The sequence below is a fragment of the Streptomyces regalis genome (genome assembly GCF_001509475.1).
GTDB classification, from domain to species: domain Bacteria; phylum Actinomycetota; class Actinomycetes; order Streptomycetales; family Streptomycetaceae; genus Streptomyces; species Streptomyces regalis.
This window is the reverse complement of sequence record NZ_LLZG01000388.1, coordinates 36,324-54,911: the sequence shown is the minus strand read 5'-3', so window position 1 is coordinate 54,911 and position 18,588 is coordinate 36,324. Positions and strand designations below refer to the sequence as shown.

General features: G+C 68.4%; 17 protein-coding genes. 15 read left to right on the top strand and 2 right to left on the bottom strand.

All coding sequences use genetic code 11. The features are described 5' to 3' along the window. The first annotated feature begins 50 nt into the window (after nucleotides 1–50). From ADL12_RS39890 to ADL12_RS39870, 5 genes are all read left to right on the top strand, one after another. Entirely contained in the window at nucleotides 51–425 is a 375-nt protein-coding gene (locus ADL12_RS39890) for a hypothetical protein (RefSeq protein WP_159053440.1), read from the top strand. Continuing rightward, complete coding sequence (locus ADL12_RS39885; protein ID WP_062712571.1) at nucleotides 415–834, top strand: DUF6093 family protein; 420 nt, start codon at nucleotides 415–417, stop codon at nucleotides 832–834. The genes ADL12_RS39890 and ADL12_RS39885 overlap by 11 nt, the downstream gene beginning before the upstream one ends. Before the next feature lie 86 nt (nucleotides 835–920). Beyond that, nucleotides 921–1,232 (top strand): hypothetical protein, encoded by a 312-nt coding sequence (locus ADL12_RS39880; protein WP_159053438.1) that lies wholly within the window; start codon nucleotides 921–923, stop codon nucleotides 1,230–1,232. After that, the gene (locus ADL12_RS39875) at nucleotides 1,229–1,468 is read left to right on the top strand and encodes a hypothetical protein (RefSeq protein ID WP_062712566.1); all 240 of its coding nucleotides are present in this window, start codon (nucleotides 1,229–1,231) and stop codon (nucleotides 1,466–1,468) included. The genes ADL12_RS39880 and ADL12_RS39875 overlap by 4 nt, the downstream gene beginning before the upstream one ends. Continuing rightward, on the top strand, nucleotides 1,465–1,899 hold the full coding sequence (locus ADL12_RS39870; RefSeq protein ID WP_062712563.1) for a hypothetical protein: 435 nt from the start codon (nucleotides 1,465–1,467) through the stop codon (nucleotides 1,897–1,899). The genes ADL12_RS39875 and ADL12_RS39870 overlap by 4 nt, the downstream gene beginning before the upstream one ends. Before the next feature lie 534 nt (nucleotides 1,900–2,433). Here the strand turns inward: ADL12_RS39870 and ADL12_RS39865 are convergent. Further along, a complete protein-coding gene (locus ADL12_RS39865) occupies nucleotides 2,434–3,858 on the bottom strand; it encodes a tetratricopeptide repeat protein (protein ID WP_062712560.1) in 1,425 nt (474 codons plus the stop codon). A gap of 339 nt (nucleotides 3,859–4,197) precedes the next feature. On the opposite strand from ADL12_RS39865, the gene ADL12_RS39860 reads away from it, so the two are divergent. The 9 genes from ADL12_RS39860 to ADL12_RS39820 all read left to right on the top strand — a co-directional run bounded on the left by ADL12_RS39860 (nucleotide 4,198) and on the right by ADL12_RS39820 (nucleotide 17,359). Then, entirely contained in the window at nucleotides 4,198–4,698 is a 501-nt protein-coding gene (locus ADL12_RS39860; RefSeq protein ID WP_482262878.1) for a phage tail tube protein, read from the top strand. 139 nt (nucleotides 4,699–4,837) lie between these two features. Next, nucleotides 4,838–5,425, top strand: coding sequence for a hypothetical protein (locus ADL12_RS39855; RefSeq protein ID WP_159053437.1), 588 nt, complete (start codon nucleotides 4,838–4,840; stop codon nucleotides 5,423–5,425). Between the two features lie 32 nt (nucleotides 5,426–5,457). After that, on the top strand, nucleotides 5,458–5,772 hold the full coding sequence (locus tag ADL12_RS39850) for a hypothetical protein (RefSeq protein WP_062712551.1): 315 nt from the start codon (nucleotides 5,458–5,460) through the stop codon (nucleotides 5,770–5,772). 37 nt (nucleotides 5,773–5,809) lie between these two features. Further along, on the top strand, nucleotides 5,810–10,774 hold the full coding sequence (locus tag ADL12_RS39845; protein WP_062712549.1) for a phage tail tape measure protein: 4,965 nt from the start codon (nucleotides 5,810–5,812) through the stop codon (nucleotides 10,772–10,774). Next, a complete protein-coding gene (locus tag ADL12_RS39840) occupies nucleotides 10,771–11,661 on the top strand; it encodes a phage tail family protein (RefSeq protein WP_062712546.1) in 891 nt (296 codons plus the stop codon). Before ADL12_RS39845 ends, ADL12_RS39840 begins: the two co-directional genes overlap by 4 nt. Nucleotides 11,662–11,682: 21 nt before the next feature. Then, nucleotides 11,683–12,615 carry a hypothetical protein gene (locus tag ADL12_RS39835; RefSeq protein ID WP_062712542.1) on the top strand — a complete coding sequence of 311 codons (933 nt, stop codon included), beginning with the start codon at nucleotides 11,683–11,685 and terminating at the stop codon, nucleotides 12,613–12,615. Continuing rightward, nucleotides 12,612–13,703: a hypothetical protein gene (locus tag ADL12_RS39830; protein WP_062712538.1), complete on the top strand. Its 1,092-nt coding sequence runs from the start codon at nucleotides 12,612–12,614 to the stop codon at nucleotides 13,701–13,703. The genes ADL12_RS39835 and ADL12_RS39830 overlap by 4 nt, the downstream gene beginning before the upstream one ends. A gap of 20 nt (nucleotides 13,704–13,723) precedes the next feature. Further along, entirely contained in the window at nucleotides 13,724–16,009 is a 2,286-nt protein-coding gene (locus ADL12_RS39825) for a hypothetical protein (protein ID WP_062712535.1), read from the top strand. 18 nt (nucleotides 16,010–16,027) lie between these two features. Next, the gene (locus ADL12_RS39820) at nucleotides 16,028–17,359 is read left to right on the top strand and encodes a glycoside hydrolase family 6 protein (protein ID WP_079052527.1); all 1,332 of its coding nucleotides are present in this window, start codon (nucleotides 16,028–16,030) and stop codon (nucleotides 17,357–17,359) included. 88 nt (nucleotides 17,360–17,447) lie between these two features. Here ADL12_RS39820 and ADL12_RS39815 read toward each other — a convergent pair whose 3' ends face one another. Next, nucleotides 17,448–18,077 carry a hypothetical protein gene (locus ADL12_RS39815; protein WP_062712531.1) on the bottom strand — a complete coding sequence of 210 codons (630 nt, stop codon included), beginning with the start codon at nucleotides 18,075–18,077 and terminating at the stop codon, nucleotides 17,448–17,450. Between the two features lie 135 nt (nucleotides 18,078–18,212). Here ADL12_RS39815 and ADL12_RS39810 point away from each other — a divergent pair, with 135 nt between their 5' ends. After that, nucleotides 18,213–18,572, top strand: a complete 360-nt coding sequence (locus ADL12_RS39810) for a hypothetical protein (RefSeq protein ID WP_062712520.1) — start codon at nucleotides 18,213–18,215, stop codon at nucleotides 18,570–18,572. Nucleotides 18,573–18,588: the final 16 nt, after the last annotated feature.

Here is an 18,588-nt window from a genome sequence, read left to right as displayed (position 1 = left end):
GGCCGGCGCAGCTGAGAGGGCGCGTTCTTCGCGCACCTAGGGTCGGGATCATGAGCACCACATGCGAGGATCACCGCCGCGTACGGATTACCGGAGCCCCCGGTGAAGGGGCGGTCATCGAGATCGACGGACACGACGTTGCGTCCGCGGTTGAGGCGTACCGGATCACGCAGACCGTCGACGAGGGGCCCGAGGTCACTCTGTATGTGCAGCAAGGCTGGAAGGGCATGCAGTTCGAGGGGCTGGCCGAGGTACTCGTGGAGCCGGCAGACGTACGGCACGTCGTCATCGGATTCCTCGACAGCGTGGACTGGCGGCAGCTCGATGATGCGGTGCTCGGCCGTAGCGACCTGGACGGGAAGCCGGGCGAGCTGACTCGTGGTGTGCTGGCGCAGCTGAGGGAGTGGGCTGCGGGTGCCGCTTGATCAGACGGGCATAGCCCGGTTCGCGGAGCGTCACCTCATGCCGGACAGGGTGGAGATTACCCGCGGCAGCTGGGAGGACATGCTGGATCCGGAGACTGGTGATCTGGTTCCCGCGCCGCCCTTGCTCGTGTACGCCGACAGTGCTGGCTTGTATGCGCATCAGGAGCGCATCCGCGGCAAGGGAAGCCGCGACGGGGCCTGGGTGGAGGAGGTACGGCCGGGCTACCGGATGCTGCTGCCGCTTGCCGCCCCGGAGGTGCAGGAGGACGACTCCGTACTGGTTGTGGAGGCTCGGGACGAGCAGGCGGTTGGCCGCACGTACCGGGTGGCGGCCCTCGGTGAGGTGTCTTCGTTCCCTGTGCTCCGGACGGTGTGGCTGGAGGAGCACAACCGGAAGGCCGTCTCGTGAGTGGCGGCGTGTTCACGGAAGCGGGAGCGTTGGCTTCGGCTTTGGGTCGCGGGGCGCAGCGTTCGCTGTCGGCCACGGAGACGGTTATGCGTCACAGCGTCCAGGTCCTGGTGAAGGGTGTGCAGTACAACGCGTCAGGGCGCCCTGGTCCCCGCGTGATCACTGGCAAGTACAGGGCTTCGTGGACGAGCGACGTGCACCGTGCGGGGCCCGTTGTCGTGGGCGAGGTGGGCAGCGCGGCACGGCAGGCACGGCGTCTGGAGTTCGGCTTCGTCGGCGTCGATAGTATCGGCCGGCACTACAACCAGCGGCCTTATCCGCACCTGGGACCGGCTGTTGAACAGACCGGGCCAGCACTGGTGCGGGCTCTCGGGCACGCTGTGGCGGAGGCGCTGTGAGTGCGCTGGCCATGGACATGGAGCAGTCGCTCGCCAAGGTCCTGGCCGAGCACGAGCGGGGCATGTTGGCCCGCGCCGTTGTCGTCGCCGAGCTTCTGGACGATGACGGCGATCGGTCGCTGTCTGTGCTGACTAGTCCCGGCATGCCGGAGTGGGATGCGCTGGGCCTGTGCCGCTACGGCGCGCTGTCCATCGAAGGGCCTGCTGCCGCGTTCTTCACTGAGGACGGCGAATGATCGACCGCGCGCCGGTGTCCGAGGCTCTCCAACACCTGATCGTGAAGGCGACGGGCCGACCGTGCGGTCTTGGCGCGCTGCCGTTGGTGAATGGGAAACCTGCCGAGGTGCCATACGTGGTGCTGTATCCGCTCGGCGGGCCAGTGGGGGGTGCGCCGCTGGCGGATGCGTCAGAGGATGCCGAACTCGTCTATCAGCTGACGTCGGTCGCTGGCCGCACCGATCAGGCGGAGTGGATGGCCGACCGTGGGCGTCGAGCCGTCCTGGAGCGCGCACCGTCGGGCGCCTGGCGGAATTCACTCGAGATACCCGGAGTTGATGTCTGGGGGCGCGAGCTCGATGCCGACGACGGCACGGACACCACCGCCTCCGCCCAAGGCGTGGTGACCAGCTCACAGCGATACCGGCTGAGCGCCACCAGTAGGACCTGACGCTCCTGCCGTCCGACTCGGACGGCGCCCAGCACGCCTGACCCAATTAGTAAAGGTGCGCGGTACCGGCCCCCTGGGGATATCGGCCGCAGAGTTCCCGGTTCGGCCCCGGGGGCGGGCACAACAACCTGCGCTGTCTGGCAGACGCCTGTGGCCGGAGCCGCTTATGACCAGATGATTGAATCCAGGGGGTTAGGCAGTTTCGTTTGGATCATCTGGCCAGAAGGAGATGCCTGCGATGTGGAGTCCTGCCAGGTAGATCGTGGCGGTCTTCTTGTAGCCGGTGGCGATGCTGGCCACTGGTCGGGGCTGTTGATGCGCCGCTCGGCGGTGTTGCGCTGCCGGTAGGTGTGGCGGTCAAAGCCTGGTGGCCGACTGCCCCAGCTGCCTCGCCGATTGCGGTTGGCGACCTGATCCGCCGGCTGCGGGATCACCGCCCGGATGGCAGCCTGCCGTATTCGCGCATCATCTGCGTCCATCCGCCGATGCCGTGGCGGTTAAGTCCGCCGCCAGTTCACCGGCCTGCGCCGCTGGTCACCGGTTGATCAGCGGCCGGAAGGCGTCACGTACGTCGGCCTTGGACTCGGTGACCTGCACGTCCGACGGCGGGCCGAGATCGGTGGGGCCGTAGGTCTCGTACTCAAGGACCTCGGGGCAGCTCGCGCCGCCGATTTGCACCTTGCGGTCGGCCACGAGCTTTCCGGTCCGCAGCTCGTAGACCTTCACGGGGATCGCGATCTTGTGGAACGTCACCTTCCTGGGGAACTGTGGGAAGGTCTTGTTCTCGTAAGGGCACGTCCGGACGGCGGTCCCGTCCTCGTCGTCGTCCGCGCAGACCACCAGCACGGCGTGGGCGGCGTCGGTGGCCTTCCACTCCGCGGGGAGCAGGTCCGCGTAATATTTGTTGCCATAGAACAGCGCGCGGTTGGTTCCCTTACCGTAGGGGGCGGCGCCGCTGTACTTCGCCGGTGTGTCGCAGTACTCGGGTTCCAAGTAGGTCGATCCCTTGAGAAGGCTGCGAACGTTCGCCAGCTCGATGGTCAGCGTGGTCTTCTTGACTCCGCCGCGGGCCTTGGCCGTGAGTGCGTCGTCGGGGTACTGGTCGAGCAACTGCTGATAACGCGTCCGTGCCTTCTCCCAGTCCTTGTCGGCCAAGAGGTCGTCACCGCATCCGACGAGCGCCGCGGGCGCGGTCCGCGTGGCGGTGTCGGCGGACCGGTCCAGCACGTTGTGGCTCGGCTTCCGTTCACGAAGCCAGTCGGTGACCGTGACGGTGTCGCAGGGTTCCTTGGCGGGCAGGCCGCTGAGGAACCCGTTCAAGACCGCTTCGACCGTCTTGTCGTTGCCGGGATCCGTGAGGACCGAGGCGAGCGTGGCGAAGCCCGCCTTCAGCGCACCGGTGTCGCCGGTCAACCCGGTGGTCAGCCTGTCCTTGGCCGTCCGCAGCCGGTGGCACGCCTGGACGGTTTCGTCGCCGCGGACGGTCAGCGGGGCGTCAGCTATGCGGTGGCCGAACCACACCCTGTCCTGGGCGGTCAACACGTCTGCGCAGTCGCCGCTTTCGCGGGCTCCGGTAACGCTCCGCTCGATCCTGGAGGCGTCGAACCGCAGGAGCCCCACGGTCAGCAGCACCGGAACCGTAACGCCGAGCGCGACCAGGCGCAGCCTGCGCACCGCGACCCGGCGAGTGCGCCTGGCCGCCAGGAACCACCCGTGCGCAATAACGGCTGCCCACCACAGGAGCACGACGACTTCGCACCACGGCCGGGCGACCGAGGCAAGAACGGAGACGAGCACGACGGTGACCACCACGGCGGCGACAGCGAGTTTGCGCCGCCCCAGCATCAGGTAGCCGACGCCGAGCAGGGACGCATTGCCAAGGGCAACCGCCAGCGGGTCATGCGCCCGACCCTCGGGTGGCGCGGGCTCTGACGGAACGGTGTGTGTCGGGTAATCCATCCTGGTCTCCCCCTGTCACGGAACGAGCGCGAGCCGTCCCTCAGTGTTTGTCCCCGTTTCCGGGACCCCTCCCGGAAACGGGGACACTCGTGACACCGGGAAAGGCGCCCTTCCGCTGGGGTTCCGGACAAGCGGGATCTTGACGGCAGTATCGTGATCTACACGCAGCAGCTCGGACTCGCCGATCTTGACTGAGGCTGCGAGCACCCTCACCGCGGAGGCCCCGCGCGGACGCCCACCCAACCCCTGGGATGGGCCGGTTCCCCGACACCACGTCGAGGGACGGGGCCACCCTCTGATGCGTAACTGGCTGCCGTCCCTGGAATCGGACAGCAGACCTTGCAGGTAAAGAAGTACTCACGGCGCGGCGTGACGCGCGTCCTCTGGCTCAGCGCGGTCGCCGACCCGGGCCATGTGCCGACTCGTCCCGAACTGACCGCCGGCACCGACCTCACCAACGCCGTTGCCGCGATCGACGGCTGGACCCTCGCCAACCAGGGCATCGAGACACCCGACCTGGGCAGCACCTTCGAGAGCAGCATCCCCGGGTCGGACAAGGCCGACGACTCCTCGCTGGGCTTCTACGAGGACAAGGTCAGCGACGATATCGAGCGGTTGCTGACCAAGGACGCTACAGGGTGGATCGTCTTCCTCCGCAAGGGCGATGTGCCGGGCTCCCGGAGCATGGACGTCTTCCCTGTCCGAGTCGGCTCCCGCTCGCCGAACTATTCGACGGACAACGAGGCCGCGAAGTTCACGGTGAACTTCTCGATCACCGAGAAGCCGACCCAGGACGCGGAGATCCCGGCCGTTGGAGCCCCACCGAAGATCGAGAAGTAGCCCGGCCGCCGCCCTTGAACTGCCCGGCAGGCCTGCGCGCGTTGCAGCGCCATCCCTCTCCGTTCCGGCGCTCCGCCGTACGGTCCGGCCGGGCTCCCCGCCTGTTTCCCCCTCATCGCGCTTCTGTGTGGAGTCCTGCATGTCCAGCACCACCCGTCCCACCCCTGCACCGCCCGCGAACGCTGTTGCCCGTGACGCACATTGGGCTCGCAAGCTGGCTCGTCTTCGTGCCCGGCAGCTTCCGGAGCACACCCTGCAGATTTGCGACGACCTGGCCGCGAAGAAGCGCCTTGAGCAGGCGAAGCTGGAGGTAGCTCGCTGCCGCATGGCCGACGCGGAGGCCGAGCGGACCACCAGCGCGGAGACGGAGCGGGCGGAGCACGACCTCGTGGTGGCTCGGGAGGCGTTCGACGAGGTCTCGCTGACGCTGACGTTCAAGGCTCTGCCCCGGCCCGTGCTGGACGGGCTGATCAAGCGGTTCCCGCCGACGGAGGCGCAGGCCGAGGACGGGGACGCCTGGAACCCGGAGACGTTCCCTGCGGCGCTGATCGCGGCCGCGCACATCGAGCGGCACGACGCCGGCAAGGCTGTCGAGGGACTGACCGAGGACGACGCCCAGGACCTCCTGGACTCGTGGCCGGTCGCCGAGTCCAATGCACTGTTCGCCGCGGCGTGGCAGGCGCAGCAGATCGTCCGTACCAGCACCGTGGAGCTGGGAAAAGACTGATCGCGGACGCACAGCTCCGGGCGGAGCTGGAGTTGTGCGACCGGTATCGGATCCCGCACAGCTTCTTCCTCGGTGCGGGTGACGGCGCCTGGTCGGAGACGGACCGGGCGAAGGCGCTCGCGTACGAGGCGTACCGGTCCAGTGTGTGCGCGAACTGCGGTACTCGGGCTGCGGAGTGGGATGAGGCCCAGGGTGGTGACCGGTACGCGTACGTCACCACCACAGTGCGGTGCGTCGGCTGTGAGCTGATCACCGCTGAGCAAGAGCAGGTCCCGGACGGGGCCGATGGGTATGGCGTGCGGATCGGCCTCGTTCCGCGCCGCCAGTGGGAGCAGCGCAAGGGGTAGAGCGGGAAAGGGGCGCGGGGAGTAAGGGCACCGTCCGGTGTCGAACTACACGCTCAGCGTGCAGATGCGCGCCGACGCGTCCCGCCTCCTGTCCGAGGTCCGGCAGGCATCGCGCGCCGTCCGCGGACTCGGTCGGGACGTCACTGCGCTGAACCGGCAGCTCGGTCAGACCGGCTCCGGTGCGCGGGGCGCGGCATCCGGGCTGCACACCCTGGGCCGGCACGCCGATGGTGCCCGCGCCGGTCTGCGCCGCGTCGGCTCGGACGGGCGTGCCTCGATGCGCCAGCTGCGGCACGGGCTGCTCGGCGCCCGGCAGGAAGCGCACCACCTGCGCAATCTCGTCGTCGGTGGCGGCATCGTCGCCGGCCTCGCGGAGATCGCGAAAGAGGGCAACGAGTACCAGCGCGCCATCAACAAATGGGGCGCGGTCACCGGCGCTTCCGGCCAGGAGATGGTGCAGGCCGCGGCGAAAGCCCGCGAGCTCGGCGCCGACCTGAACATCCCCGGTACGTCCGCGGCGAAAGCTGCGGACGCGATGCTGGAGCTGGCGAAGGCCGGCCAGACCTCCACGTCGTCACTCGCGAACGCCCGCGCTGCGATGCAGCTCGCCGCCGCCGACAACCTCTCGGCCGCAGACGCCGCCCGCTACTTGGGCGACGTGATGGACCAGTTCGGTCTGTCGTCGAACAACGCAGGCCGAGCGGCGGACGTTCTTGCCGCGTCCGCGAACGCGGCGTCCGGCGGGTTGCAGGACATCTACTACGCGATGTCCTACACGGGCCCGGTCGCCGCCCAGTTGGGCATCTCGATCGAGGACACCTCCGCGGCGGTGGCGATGCTGGCCCGTTCCGGCATCCTCGGCTCGAAGGCCGGTACGTCGCTTCGCGGCATGCTGACGAACCTGGCCAAGCCGACCGCGAACATGCGCAAGGGCCTGGCAGAGCTCGGCATCGAAGCCTGGGACACCCAGGGCAACTTCAAGGGCCTGCGGACGGTCATCGAGGGCTTCGAGCAGGCCCAGCACCGGATGTCGCAGAAGGACTTCCTGGGGGCGCTGGCCAACGTTGTCGGCAAGCCCGCCCTCGCCGGTGCATCGGCCCTCGCGCATCAGGGCGTCGAGGCGTACGACCAGATGCACACCGCGATCGCCCGTACCGGCGCTGCGGAAGAGATCGCCGCCTCCCAGACCAAGGGGCTGTCGGGCGCGGTCACCCAGCTGAAGACGCAGTGGAAGAACACCGGCCAGGTCCTCTACACGGCTGCTGCTCCCGCGCTGGAGAAGGTGACGCGGCTGGCGACGTCCGGGCTGCAGGCCGCGACACCGCCGATCGCGAAGGCGATGGACTACGCCCGCGGCCTGTACACGCTGGCCAGGCCCGGGCTTTCGTCGGCGGCGGCATCCGGGGTCGAGGAGCTCACCGACGCGTTCAGCGGGATGGGGAAGCCGCTGAAGGAGCTGACGTTCGATGCCGCTGCGGCGGGTTTGAACGTCCTGGTCAACGGCGGCCGCGCGTTGATAGAGATCCTGCGGAACGTCGGTTCCGCCGTCTCCCCCGTCGCTGAGGCGATCGGGGACCTGGGAGACGAGTCGGACGCCGGGTCGACGGCGCTCGACATGATCGTCACGGCCTTGAATCTGGTCTCTTCTGCGGCCGGCACGGTCTCCGGGGTGCTCGTGCCGATCGGGCACACCGTCGCCTGGCTCGTTCAGGGGTTTGCTGCTCTGCCCGGGCCTGTGCAGACGGCGATCATGGCGATGCTGCTGGCCCGCCGGGTCACCCCCACGTTCATGAACCTGGGCCGCACCGTGTCCGGCCCGGTGACGGGGGCTTTCCGGACTTTCGGCGACCAGATGCGGGTCCAGCAGCAACTCGCTGCCGCATCCGGGCAGTCCATCGGCCGAGTGGGGCAAGCCCTGGCCGTCTTGCAGACGCGGATACCCGTGGTCGGGCAGATGACGGCCGCGTTCCGTAGTGCCTCCGGGCCGGTCTCCGGTCTGACGCGGGCCATCGGTACCGGGCTCGGTGGCGCTGCCCGCGGGCTGATGGGCGCACTCGGCGGGCCGTGGGGTGTCGCGATCGCAGCTGCGGGTGTCGGCCTGTCGATGCTCGCCTCCCACCAGCAGAAGGCCGCCCAGGCTGCGGCCGAGCACCAGTCGAGGATCAATACCCTCACCCAGGCGCTGCGCGACTCCAACGGGGCGGTCAACGACAGCGTCCGTGCCGCGGCCGCGCAGTCGATCATGGACACGAAAGTCTTCGACGGGAAGAACCGGCTCGTCGACGTCATGTCGAAGGCCGGCGTATCCGTCAGGGATCTCACGGAGGCCTATCTCGGGCAGGACGGCGGTCTAACCGCACTCCAGAAGCGCCTGAACGAGACTGCCGAGGCCAACGTCGAATGGCTGGCCACCCAGGGTGGCGCGGCGAAGGCGTACAACGACCAGGGCCTGGCCGCAGCGAGGGCTGCGGATGCGCTCGGCTCGGTCAAGGGCGAGATGTCGCAGGCCGTCAAGGACGCCAAGGACCTCGCCGATGCCACCGGATCCGGAGGTCGCTCCGCAGCAGACGCCGTCGGCCCGTTCGGGAAGTTCTCCGACGCGATGCGCCGCCTGTCCGACAACACAGCCGACGCCGACACCCGGGCCCGCGCCCTCCACGATGCCTTGAACGTCCTGGCCGGCGGCTCGGTGAACCTGTCCGCGGCCGAGGCCCGGTTGAACCGGTCCGTGTCGGATGCTGCGGAGTCGTTGAAGGACGGCGTCGACCAGGCGCAGGGGTACGGCAAGTCGCTGCTGAACATGGACGGTTCGCTCTCGACCGTCACCCGCAACGGGCAGAAGCTGTACGACCTGTTGCAGGGGCTTTCGACGAACTCGGCGGACGCCGCGCTGGCGGCGTACCAGTACGCGGAGGCGAACGGAAAGAGCGTCCCGGAGGCGCTGAAGGCCGCGCAGCAGCAGATGGAGACCGCCCGCGAGTCGGCCATCACCACGGCTCAAGGCTTCGGGCTGGGCGCTGATCAGGCCGCGAAGCTCGCCGACGCTGCCGGGCTCGTGCCCGAGCAGGTCTCCATCCTTCTGCAGACCGCCGGCATGGACGAGTCGATGGCCGAGCTGATCGCCGTGCAGCAGGCACTCAAGGCCACGCCGGACAACAAGACCGTCACCATCGCCACCCTGAGCAATGAGGCTCGCGAGGACCTGAAGAAGCTCGGCTTCGACATCAAGGACCTCAAGGACCGGCGCGTACAGGTGACCGCCCCGACCGACATGGCACGCACGGATCTGGACGCGCTGATCGCGAAGATCGCTCAGACCCCGGGCGGTAAGCACGTCAAGGTCACGTCCGCGACACAGGAGACGATCGCCAGCCTGGAGGGGGTCAAGCAGAAGATCGCCGGAGTACCCGGCGGAAAGACCGTGACGGTCAGCGCGCCCACTGACGAGGCGCGGCAGCAGCTCGAAGCCCTGGGCATCAAGGTCACCGACATCCCGGGCAGCAAGAACGTCACCGTCACGGTGCCGACCAGCGGGCCCATTTCGGCGGCGGGGAGCATCCAGAGCGCGATCAACGGGATCATGGGCCGGACCATCGGTGTCGGCGTGTCCCTCAGAGCCACGAGCTGGGACCGGGACGGCAACGGTGTCCCGGACGCGATCCAGGCCCCGCAGGCCCGTGGCTCTGTCCTTGAGTTTTACGCGAACGGTGGCGTCCGCGAGAACCACGTCGCGCAGATCGCTCCGGCCGGAGCGATGCGCGTCTGGGCGGAGCGGGAGACTCAGGGCGAGGCGTATGTGCCTCTGGCGTCGAGTAAGCGGCCCCGCAGCAAGGCGATCGTCGAGGAGGTCGTCCGCCGTTTCGACGGGGATGTCACCTGGTATGCCGATGGCGGCCTGTCGAACTGGTCGTACCAGCCCCTCGGGGGCTCGGGCTTCTCTGTCTCGGACCTGGTCTCGAAGTCACAGCGCAAGGGCAAGGGCGGCAAGGAGCACTTCGACCTCGGCATGTTCGAGCGGAACCTCCGAAAGTCGGTCCGCACTGCCTCGGCCTGGCGCAACGACCTGGCGACCGTGTCCCGTCGCGCGGGAACGGATGTCGCCAAGGCCCTGGAGGAGATGGGCGAAGACGGTGTCGCGCTCACCCGGAAGATGGCTCGGGGCTCCAACAGGTACGTGAAGTCGATGGCCGCCCAGCTCACCAAGCTCGCCGGCACCGCCAAGGCAACGTTGGGCGACTACACCGGGCAGCTCCAGAACGCGGTCAGGGACTCCACCACCTTCCAGGACAACCTCGCCAAGCTGGCCTCCAGCGGCTACGGCGCGCTCGCTTCGCGGCTGGCGGAGCAGGGCGATGAGAACGCTGAGGCGCTCGCCGCCCAGGCCGTGCGCGACAAGAAGAAGGCGAAGCAGGCCAACAGCGCAGCCCAGTCCGCGGGCAAGACCCTCGACTCAGATCAGCTCGGCGACTTTGTGAAGCTCATCGGCGCCCTGGCCAAGGGACGCAGCATCCATGCCGTTGCCGAGTCGACGGGGATCGACGAAGACCGGCTCATCGAGATCGCCAACCGCTCCAACGGTCAGATAAGGAAAACGGGCAAGGCGGACCGGTTCCTCGCCGACCTGGTGAAGGCCAACGCTGGGAAGGCGTACGCGAATGGCGGCCTGTGGGAGCCCGGCGTCTATCCGCCCTCGGGGAATGGGCTGATCAAGTTCGCCGAACGCTCGACGGGCGGGGAGGCATATCTGCCTCTCGGCACTGCCAAACGTGGCCGGGCGACGGCCGTGCTGGGGCAGGTCGCTGACCGGTTCGGCTACGGACTCGCGCCGAAGAAGCTCATCGACGCCGCAGGCGGGCGTGCCCGGGTCGTCGTCATCCACCAGGCGCCAGCCATCGGCAGCCAGACCATCCACGTCGCCCAGACCGGCGCGACCGCGAGCGACATCGCATCCACGGTCGCCTATCAGATGCGGCGGGCGAAGCGCGGAGGCGTCCTGCGATGAGTACCGCTGAACTGAAGGATTTCCAGCTGGACTTCGGTGGCATCGTCCTCGGCCACGACACCGCCATCCCGATCGCGGAGATCGAAGGCCTCGGCCGTCCGGGTACGCGCGGCGAGCTGGTCGAGCAGCCCGGCGCGGACGGCGCATGGGCGGCACCGGACTGGTACGAGGCCCGCACCTTGCGCATCGATTGCGCGATCAAGACCCCGGGTGACCCGGCCGCTGCCCGGCAGGTCCTCGCCGACCTGGAGACCATCGCAGACAACAGGAAGATCCGCACGGTCGGCGGGGCGGTGATGCCGCTTCGCATCAAGTGGCCCGGCTCTCCGGTGCGGGTCCTGTACGGGCGGCTGAGCAAGCTCGAACCGTCATGGGAGAAGGCCGCATTCGGCTGGGTACCCCTCGATGTCGAGTTCGTGGCCCCGGATCCCCGCTACTACGCCGACTTCGAGCAAGGAACGCAGCTGCGGCTCGGCTGGCTGTCCGGCGGCGGGTTCACTGCGCCCGTGCAGGCACCGATCCGGGTCACCAGCGGCAGCCCGAACGGGCAGAACCGCCCAGGTTGGGTGACCAACGGCGGAGCCATCGACGCGCATCCGGTGATCACTGTGCACGGGCCGTGCGCGAACCCCGTCATCACGCACGTCGGCACCGGCCGCTCCGTTGATCTGCCGGTCACGCTCGCCGCCGGCCAGTGGATTCGCATCGATACCCGGCCCAGCCGGATCAGCGTGACCCGCGAGAACGGTGGTACCGCGCCGACCACTTCCCGCCTGGACACGTTCGTGCTCCCGCCGGGGCGCAGCGAGATCCGCTGGACCGCATCCGATCCCACCGCCACCGCGCGCCTCACCGTGGCGTGGCGCGACGCCTACATAGCCCTCTGAACCGAAGGAATCCGTACACCTATGACGCTCGCGCAAGCCCCTCTGCTCGTCGACGGAGCCACCCACTCCGCGCAGACGTTCCGCATGATGATCAAAGATTTGAGCCGGGGTGGTGAAGGCATCACCGAGGCCGCGGATCTGAAGGTGACGCCGCTTCCCGTGCCCGGTGCCGGCGTGCAAATCGCGGACGGGTCGGCGGTGATCCGCGGCAAGGCGAACATGTGGCAGGGCTCGTACACCGCCTACAACATCGGCGTCGCGACGGTGCCGGTCGCACCGACAGGTGCAACACCGCGCTCGGATCTGATCGTCCTGCGGATCACGGACCCGGAGTTCGAAGGCGGTCTCGATCCAGCGAAGGACCAGATCAACGTCTTCGACGTCATCCCCAATGTCGCTGGCACCGCCACCACCGTGCCCAAGGGCGTCACGGGGATCGCGATCGCGCGCCTCGACATCCCGGCGAACACCGGAACCATCACGGCGGCGATGATCCGCGACCTGCGCAAGGTGGCCAATCCCCGCCGCGAACGCACCCTCTACACCGCTTATCCGAGCAAACTGACCAAGGCATACAAGGACGATGACAAATGGCATAACTGGCCGCCCGAGGCACGCTGGACGATCCCGGTCCCGGACTGGGCCACCAAGCTGATCCTCACCGTGACGATCGCCGGGCTCCGTATGGACTTCGACAGCCTCTACGGATACCTCCAGCCGGTCTTCGGCACCATCGAGGGCCAGGACACCATCGTGGACGACAACCAGGGCAAAGTCGTTCGCCGCGGCACAGCTCTCGTTGCCGACACCATCACCCTGCCCGCCTCTTACCGGGGCACCAGCCAGGCTCTGTACCTCCAGGCCAAGATGTCGAAGGACTGGAAGGGCGACCTCGGCGCGGACGCCGGCACCAGCATCATCGCCGACGTGGAGTTCACCGAGGGCCCGGTGTGACCTACCGCTACCTCACCCAGAACGCCCTGACCGGCGAATGGCTGTCCCCCCACCTGCCGCTCAGTGGCGTCGAGTTCGGACCTGAGCTCAACGGGCCTGGCCATCTGCGAGGGACGCTCTCGCCACGGTTGGCGTGGCTGCATCCTGAGCTCGCGGATCCGGGCAACACGCTCATCTACGCCGAGCGGAACGGGATTCTGCGGTGGGGCGGGCTCATCTGGCAGGCCGAGCCCGAGGGCAACGCGCTCAAGGTCGAAGCAGCAGGCTGGTCCTCGTACTTGCACAGTCGGCACGACCTGGACGGCGAGCTCGGCGGGCGTGGCCCGTACGTACGCGCCGATCCGTGCAAGGTCGCCCGGGACATCGTGGCCTACGCCCAGTCCATCCCCGATGGGAACCTCGGCCTGAGCGTCGACTCCACGGTGTCGAAGGCAACGGTCGGTACCCCGGCGGAGCCGTGGCACTCCCGATGGTGGGAGACCCCGGTCCTGGGCGAGCAGCTCGATGACCTGGTGAAGGGGCCGGACTCCCCCGACTACACCTGCACGACGTGGTGGGACAGGGACCGTCGGCCGGTCCGCCGCATTCAGCTCGGCTACCCGCGTCTGGGGGCCCGGCGTACGGACATTGCGTTCTCGAGCGGCATCAACATCATCGACAGCCCTCCGGTCATATACAGCGCGGACGAGTACGCGCAGGTGGTCATCGCCACCGGCACCGGCGAGGGCCGCTCACAGCAGCGCGCGATCGAGGCCGTCCGCAACCGCAGGCTCCGCCTGGAGCACGTCCTGGAGCTGCCCGAGGTGCGCGGACGCGACGTCCTCGCGCAGCGGGCGAAGGCGGAGAGGGCGTGGCGGCAGACCCTCGGCCAAGTCGAGGAGATCACCGTCCGCGATCACCCCTCCGCACCCATCGGCTCCTGGCAGATCGGCGATGACGTACGGGTCACCGTCCGCGACCAGTGGACGAACTGGTCCGGCTGGTGCCGCATCACGGGCTTCACCATCCGCCCCGACACCGAGGCCGGCGAGACGGCCACGCTCCAGCTCGACCCGGCGGGCGCCCACCAGTACGGCACTGCCGCCTGATCACCCTCAAGGAACATCGCTTGCCCACCGACATAGGTACCCGTCTCGCCCGGCTGGAGAGGCTCCTGCGGAGCACTGTCCGCGCGCCCAAGCTGGTCAACGCCAGCATCGAGAGCGGCGCGATCGACGTGTACGACGAGAGCGGCTCCCTGCGTGCCGTCGTCGGCCAGCAGCCCGACGGCACGAGCGGCGTCGTAGCCGTGAACGGGCCACGACCGCCCACCCCATCGGTCCCGGAGGTGGAGCCGGTCCTCGGCGGACTGCGCATCACCTGGGACGGCAGCTTCGCCGACGCGGCTGCCGCACCGCTGGACTTGTCTCGCGTGCAGGTGCATGTGCTGACGTCGGCGAGCATGGTGCCCGATGCGCGGTGGCCGACGGCGACGATCGAGGCCGCGTCCGGCGCCTCGGTCACCGTCGCGGTCAATCACTACGGGTCGCTGTGGGTACGGCTGGTGGCCGTCAACACCTCCGGTGCCCCCAGCATCCCCTCCGATGCTGTCCATACGACGGCACGCCGTGCCGTCTCGGGTGATCTCGGCAATGCCGTGGTCCAGCAGGGCCACATTGCGGTCGGGGCCATCACCACGCCTCATCTGGCGGTCGGCTCGGTCACTCCCGATCAGCTCGCCGTCGGCCAGGGAACGAATCTGGTGCCGGACCCCGGGTTCGAAGGTGCCGCGACGGCCAACGTCGTCGCGGCTGCCGGGCCGGCGTGGTCGTTCGCTCCGGGCAACCGGTCCGGTGTGGGAGTCCGGCTCGACTGCACAGCGGACACGGCCACGCACTTCACGCTGCCGCTGGCGGCCGTACCGGTGCTTGCCGCTTCGCAGCTGTTCCTCGGCGTCGACATCCTGGCCTCCGAGAACCTCACCGCCCAGGCGCTGAAGATCCTCGCCCGCTGGGAGACCAGCACCGGCGAGGTCCTCGGCTATGGCGTCGCCGAGTCGACAGCCCTCAAGGCAGGTGTGTGGCAGCGGGTTACCGGTCAGGTCAGCGCCCCGCAGGGCACCACCCGCGCTGTGCTGTGCCTGGAGGCTTCCGCGGCCACGGCCGGATGGTGCGTCTTCGACAACGCGGAGGTCCATACGATCTTCGGCGATGCGACCGGTGGTGCTCGCGCCGAGCTCGGCCCGCAGGGGCTTCGCCTGTTCGACGAGGACGGCGAAGAGGTCGTCTCCCTGGTGTCCGGGCAGGCGAACTACCTGACGCTGCGCGACGGCACCACTCGCGTCGCGGCCATCGGCTCCACCGGCGACGCTTCCTTCCAGGACCTGAACGTCGCGGGGAAGGTCACGATCGGCGGCGACGACCTCACCGAGCTGTACAACGGGCCGCGCGGCATCGTCGCCATGGACTGGATGGCCGCAGGGGTGAAGACCACCACCGGCACCGAGATGGGCTACGTCGAGCTGGCCTTCGACGCCGAAGAGGGCCGCATGTACCGCGTCGTCTACAACGGCACCGCCGAATGCTCACAGACCGGCGGCTCCCTCGTGCTGCGGCTGAGGACTGGCTACGCGACCGCCCCGTTGATCAGCTCCCCTCAGTTGCAGGAGGCCCGCCATCCGCTCACCGCAACGCGCCGTGACGTGCGCCTCGAAATGGTCAGCCCGTGCGCGCCGAACGATCTCATCCGCCCGGGCCGCAACCGACTCCTGCTGACGTTCAACAGCGACAGCGGCGCCCCCTCGGGCCAGCAGGTGACCCTGACGGGCGCGAAGGGCCGCTTGGGGCACATGACGGTGGAGGACATCGGCGAGCAGGCTCCGGACACCGGCGTCTACAACACGGGCGGCGCCGTCGTGCCCGATCCTCCGGTGAAGGTGCAGCGGACCTATAAGGCTTCGTGGTCTGGGAGTTACGCGAACCGGTCCGGCTACAACTCGTACTACGGCAGCCAGATGGTGGCCGGCCACTTCTCGGCGAACAACGGCACCCAGGCCGCCCTGGTCGGGTTCGGCGGCAGCCTCGCCAAGGACCTCGATGGCGCGAAGCTCCTCAAGGTCGAGGTGTATCTGTACGCCAACCACTGGTACTACGCCTCCGGCGGCACCGCTGTCCTCAAGGCCCACGGCCACGCCTCACGTCCGGCCAAGTTCACCGCGGACCAGAGCGGATCGAAGACAGTCACCGGCTGGGCTCGGGCGAGTGGCCGTTGGGTCGACATCACCTCGATCTTCGACTCAACGAAGTTCCGAGGCATCGCCATCGACCCGAACACCACCAACAAGACCTCGTACGGCAAATTCGACGGCGTGGGAAACGGCCACCCGCCGGCGCTGCGCGTCACCTACATCAAGTAACCCAAGGAGCAAGCACCTGTGGCCGCCCTGTACGGAGACCTCGTCACCAACGGCACCTTCACCAACGGCACCAGCGGCTGGTGGTCCGGCGACCCCAACATGGTCACCCTGAATGCCCCGGGCATCGGCCTGGAGGCAAACGCCACCACCGACGCCGCCAACCTGTGGGATGCACCGTTCGGGCAGGACAACATCGCCCTGCGCTCCGGCTGCACCTACACGTTGACGTTCACCGCGCGCGCCAGCCAGCCCGGCACCACATTGCGCGCGCAGGTCGGTCTCGGCGCGGATCCGTGGACGGCCGCGGTGGACCGCACGGTAACGCTGCCGGCGGTAGACACGCACTTCGTCCTCACCTTCACTTCCCCTCTCGACACCACGGCGGGGCAAGTGAGTTTCCAGTTCGGCCAGGGAACAGCGGTCACCGTCTACCTGACGGAGGTCCGCCTGACCTGCTCCACCGTTCGTGAAGGCTTCTACGCCGACCCGGATTCCAACGCCGCGAAGTGGGTCGCCGCGAACCCCGCCGATCCCCGGGCCACGAAGATCGCCCGCTCACTGGTACGGCGGCCGACCGCGAAGTGGTTCGGCGACTGGAACAAGGACATCCGGGCCGACGTGGACGCCTATGTGACGGCTGCGGCAGCGGCCGGTCGGCTGCCGATCCTGGCGGCCTACAACATGTTCAACCGGGACAACGGTGGCCAGTCCAGTGGCGGGGCCAGGTCCCCCGAGGAGTACCGCACATGGATCGACGCCTTCGCTGCGGGCATCGGCGACCGCCCTGCCCTGGTCATCGTCGAACCGGACTCCCTCAGCCAACTGGGCAGTCTCCCCACAGAAGTGGCGCGAGCAGAACGGGCCGGCCTCGTCGCATACGCGGCCAACGCGCTCGCCGCGCGTCCTCTCGTCCGCTCCTACCTCGACGGGGGCAACGCCACCTGGATCAAGCCTGACGACATGGCCGCCCGGCTCGCGGCAGGCGGGGCAGCCAGTGCAAGGGGTTTCGCGATCGGTGTGGCGAACTACGACTCCACCGACGTCTCCTGTACCTACGGGCACCAGGTCGCCCAAGCCCTCGCCGCACTCGGCGTAACTGGTGCACGGTTCGTCATCGACACCTCCCGCAACGGCAACGGCGCCATGGACGAGAACGGGCAGCACGTCGACTACTGCAACCCGGCGGGCCGCCGCCTCGGCGTCCCCTCCTCGATCGGCGTCGGTGGCGCCGAATACCTGCTGTGGATCAAAGTCCCCGGCGACTCCGACGGCATGTGCGGCGTGGCCCCCGACGTTACTGCCGGCACGTTCTCCCCTTTCCTCGCCGAGCACCTCATCGACGGCCGGTAGAGCCCAGCAAGAGGGCGACTCCGTGCGAATTCCCGCTACAGGCACGCCCGCGTCCGCCGAGCACTGCGACGCATCAGCGGGCGGTGGTTCATCCCATCCAGTCAAGGCTCAGAGGATGGCGGCCGGCCCGGAAATCCGCGCGACCCCGAATGATCCACTGCTCCAGTTCGGCGAGGCAGTCCTGCCGATCACGGTCGGTGGTGTCGAGGATATGGGTCTGCCACCTCGGGTCATTGGCCGTCCACGACGTCCACCGATGCCAAGCCATAGTGGGCGCGCCCTTGTCCATGATGACCTCGGGGCGATGCTCGGGATCTTGTGCGTGCCCCCGATGCCAGGCCGCCCAGTTGATGTACGCATCGATGGCGGCTTCCGACCAGCGTCCCGGATCACGCACGTCCAGACGCCGACGTCGTTCAGCATCGGCCACGTCGACCAGGCACATCGCGATCCCGTCCAGCAGAGGTGCCGATGGCGCGGCCAGGATCTCGCCGAGTGGAGTCTGGCCAGTCAGCAAAAGGTCAACGCCGTCGGCCTGGTACTCGAGCGTGCGCTGAATCCACTCCTCGGTGATGTGGTTTCGCCAGTACCGGGAAGGGTTCTGCGGGACGCCGCTCTCGTCCATCTCGTGGACAACGAGCCGGTCAAACCGTTCCCCGACAGGGAAGGCGAGCGTGGACTTACCCGAGCAGCTTGATCCCGTGAGTATCAACAGCATCCAGACAAGCTGGCAGGAAGACGGCGCGCGCTGCCACCGGATTTCCCTGCTGCGATCACGTCGCCGTAAGAATCACCGGCCCCCTTGGGCCCCGTACGATCGAAGCAGGGCGCGGGGCCGCCGGGAGTGATTGCGGTGTCCGTACCGCCGAGTGCCGAGCCCACGCTGTGGGAGCTGCACCGTGCCGTCTCGCAACTGCGTGAGGACCTTCGCGGCGACCTCGCACAACTCGCCGCACGCCTCGACCAGGTCGTCACCCAAGACGTGTACCGGGCAGACCAACGAGCGGTCGATCAGCGCATCAGCCAGATCGAGGCTGGCCTGGCCGGGCTTCGCGGTGAGCATGATCAGAGCCTGGAGCGGGCCGAGCAGCAGCGGCGCGAGGACCAGACGCAAGCTGCCGCGACGAGGCGGCTGGTGATCTCGTCCTTCGTGGCCCCGCTGCTCCTCATGGCCCTGCAGCTGTGGATCGTCTCGCGCGGGACACCGCCGTAGGCAGAGGGTCGAGCAT

Bases quoted from the DNA above. Each gene is read 5' to 3' on its own strand.
- ADL12_RS39855 (WP_159053437.1), top strand. From the start codon at position 4,838: ATGTCCAGCACCACCCGTCCCACCCCTGCACCGCCCGCGAACGCTGTT.
- ADL12_RS39840 (WP_062712546.1), top strand. From the start codon at position 10,771: ATGAGTACCGCTGAACTGAAGGATTTCCAGCTGGACTTCGGTGGCATC.
- ADL12_RS39890 (WP_159053440.1), top strand. From the start codon at position 51: ATGAGCACCACATGCGAGGATCACCGCCGCGTACGGATTACCGGAGCC.
- ADL12_RS39870 (WP_062712563.1), top strand. From the start codon at position 1,465: ATGATCGACCGCGCGCCGGTGTCCGAGGCTCTCCAACACCTGATCGTG.
- ADL12_RS39835 (WP_062712542.1), top strand. From the start codon at position 11,683: ATGACGCTCGCGCAAGCCCCTCTGCTCGTCGACGGAGCCACCCACTCC.
- ADL12_RS39815 (WP_062712531.1), bottom strand. From the start codon at position 18,077: ATGCTGTTGATACTCACGGGATCAAGCTGCTCGGGTAAGTCCACGCTC.
- ADL12_RS39865 (WP_062712560.1), bottom strand. From the start codon at position 3,858: ATGGATTACCCGACACACACCGTTCCGTCAGAGCCCGCGCCACCCGAG.
- ADL12_RS39880 (WP_159053438.1), top strand. From the start codon at position 921: ATGCGTCACAGCGTCCAGGTCCTGGTGAAGGGTGTGCAGTACAACGCG.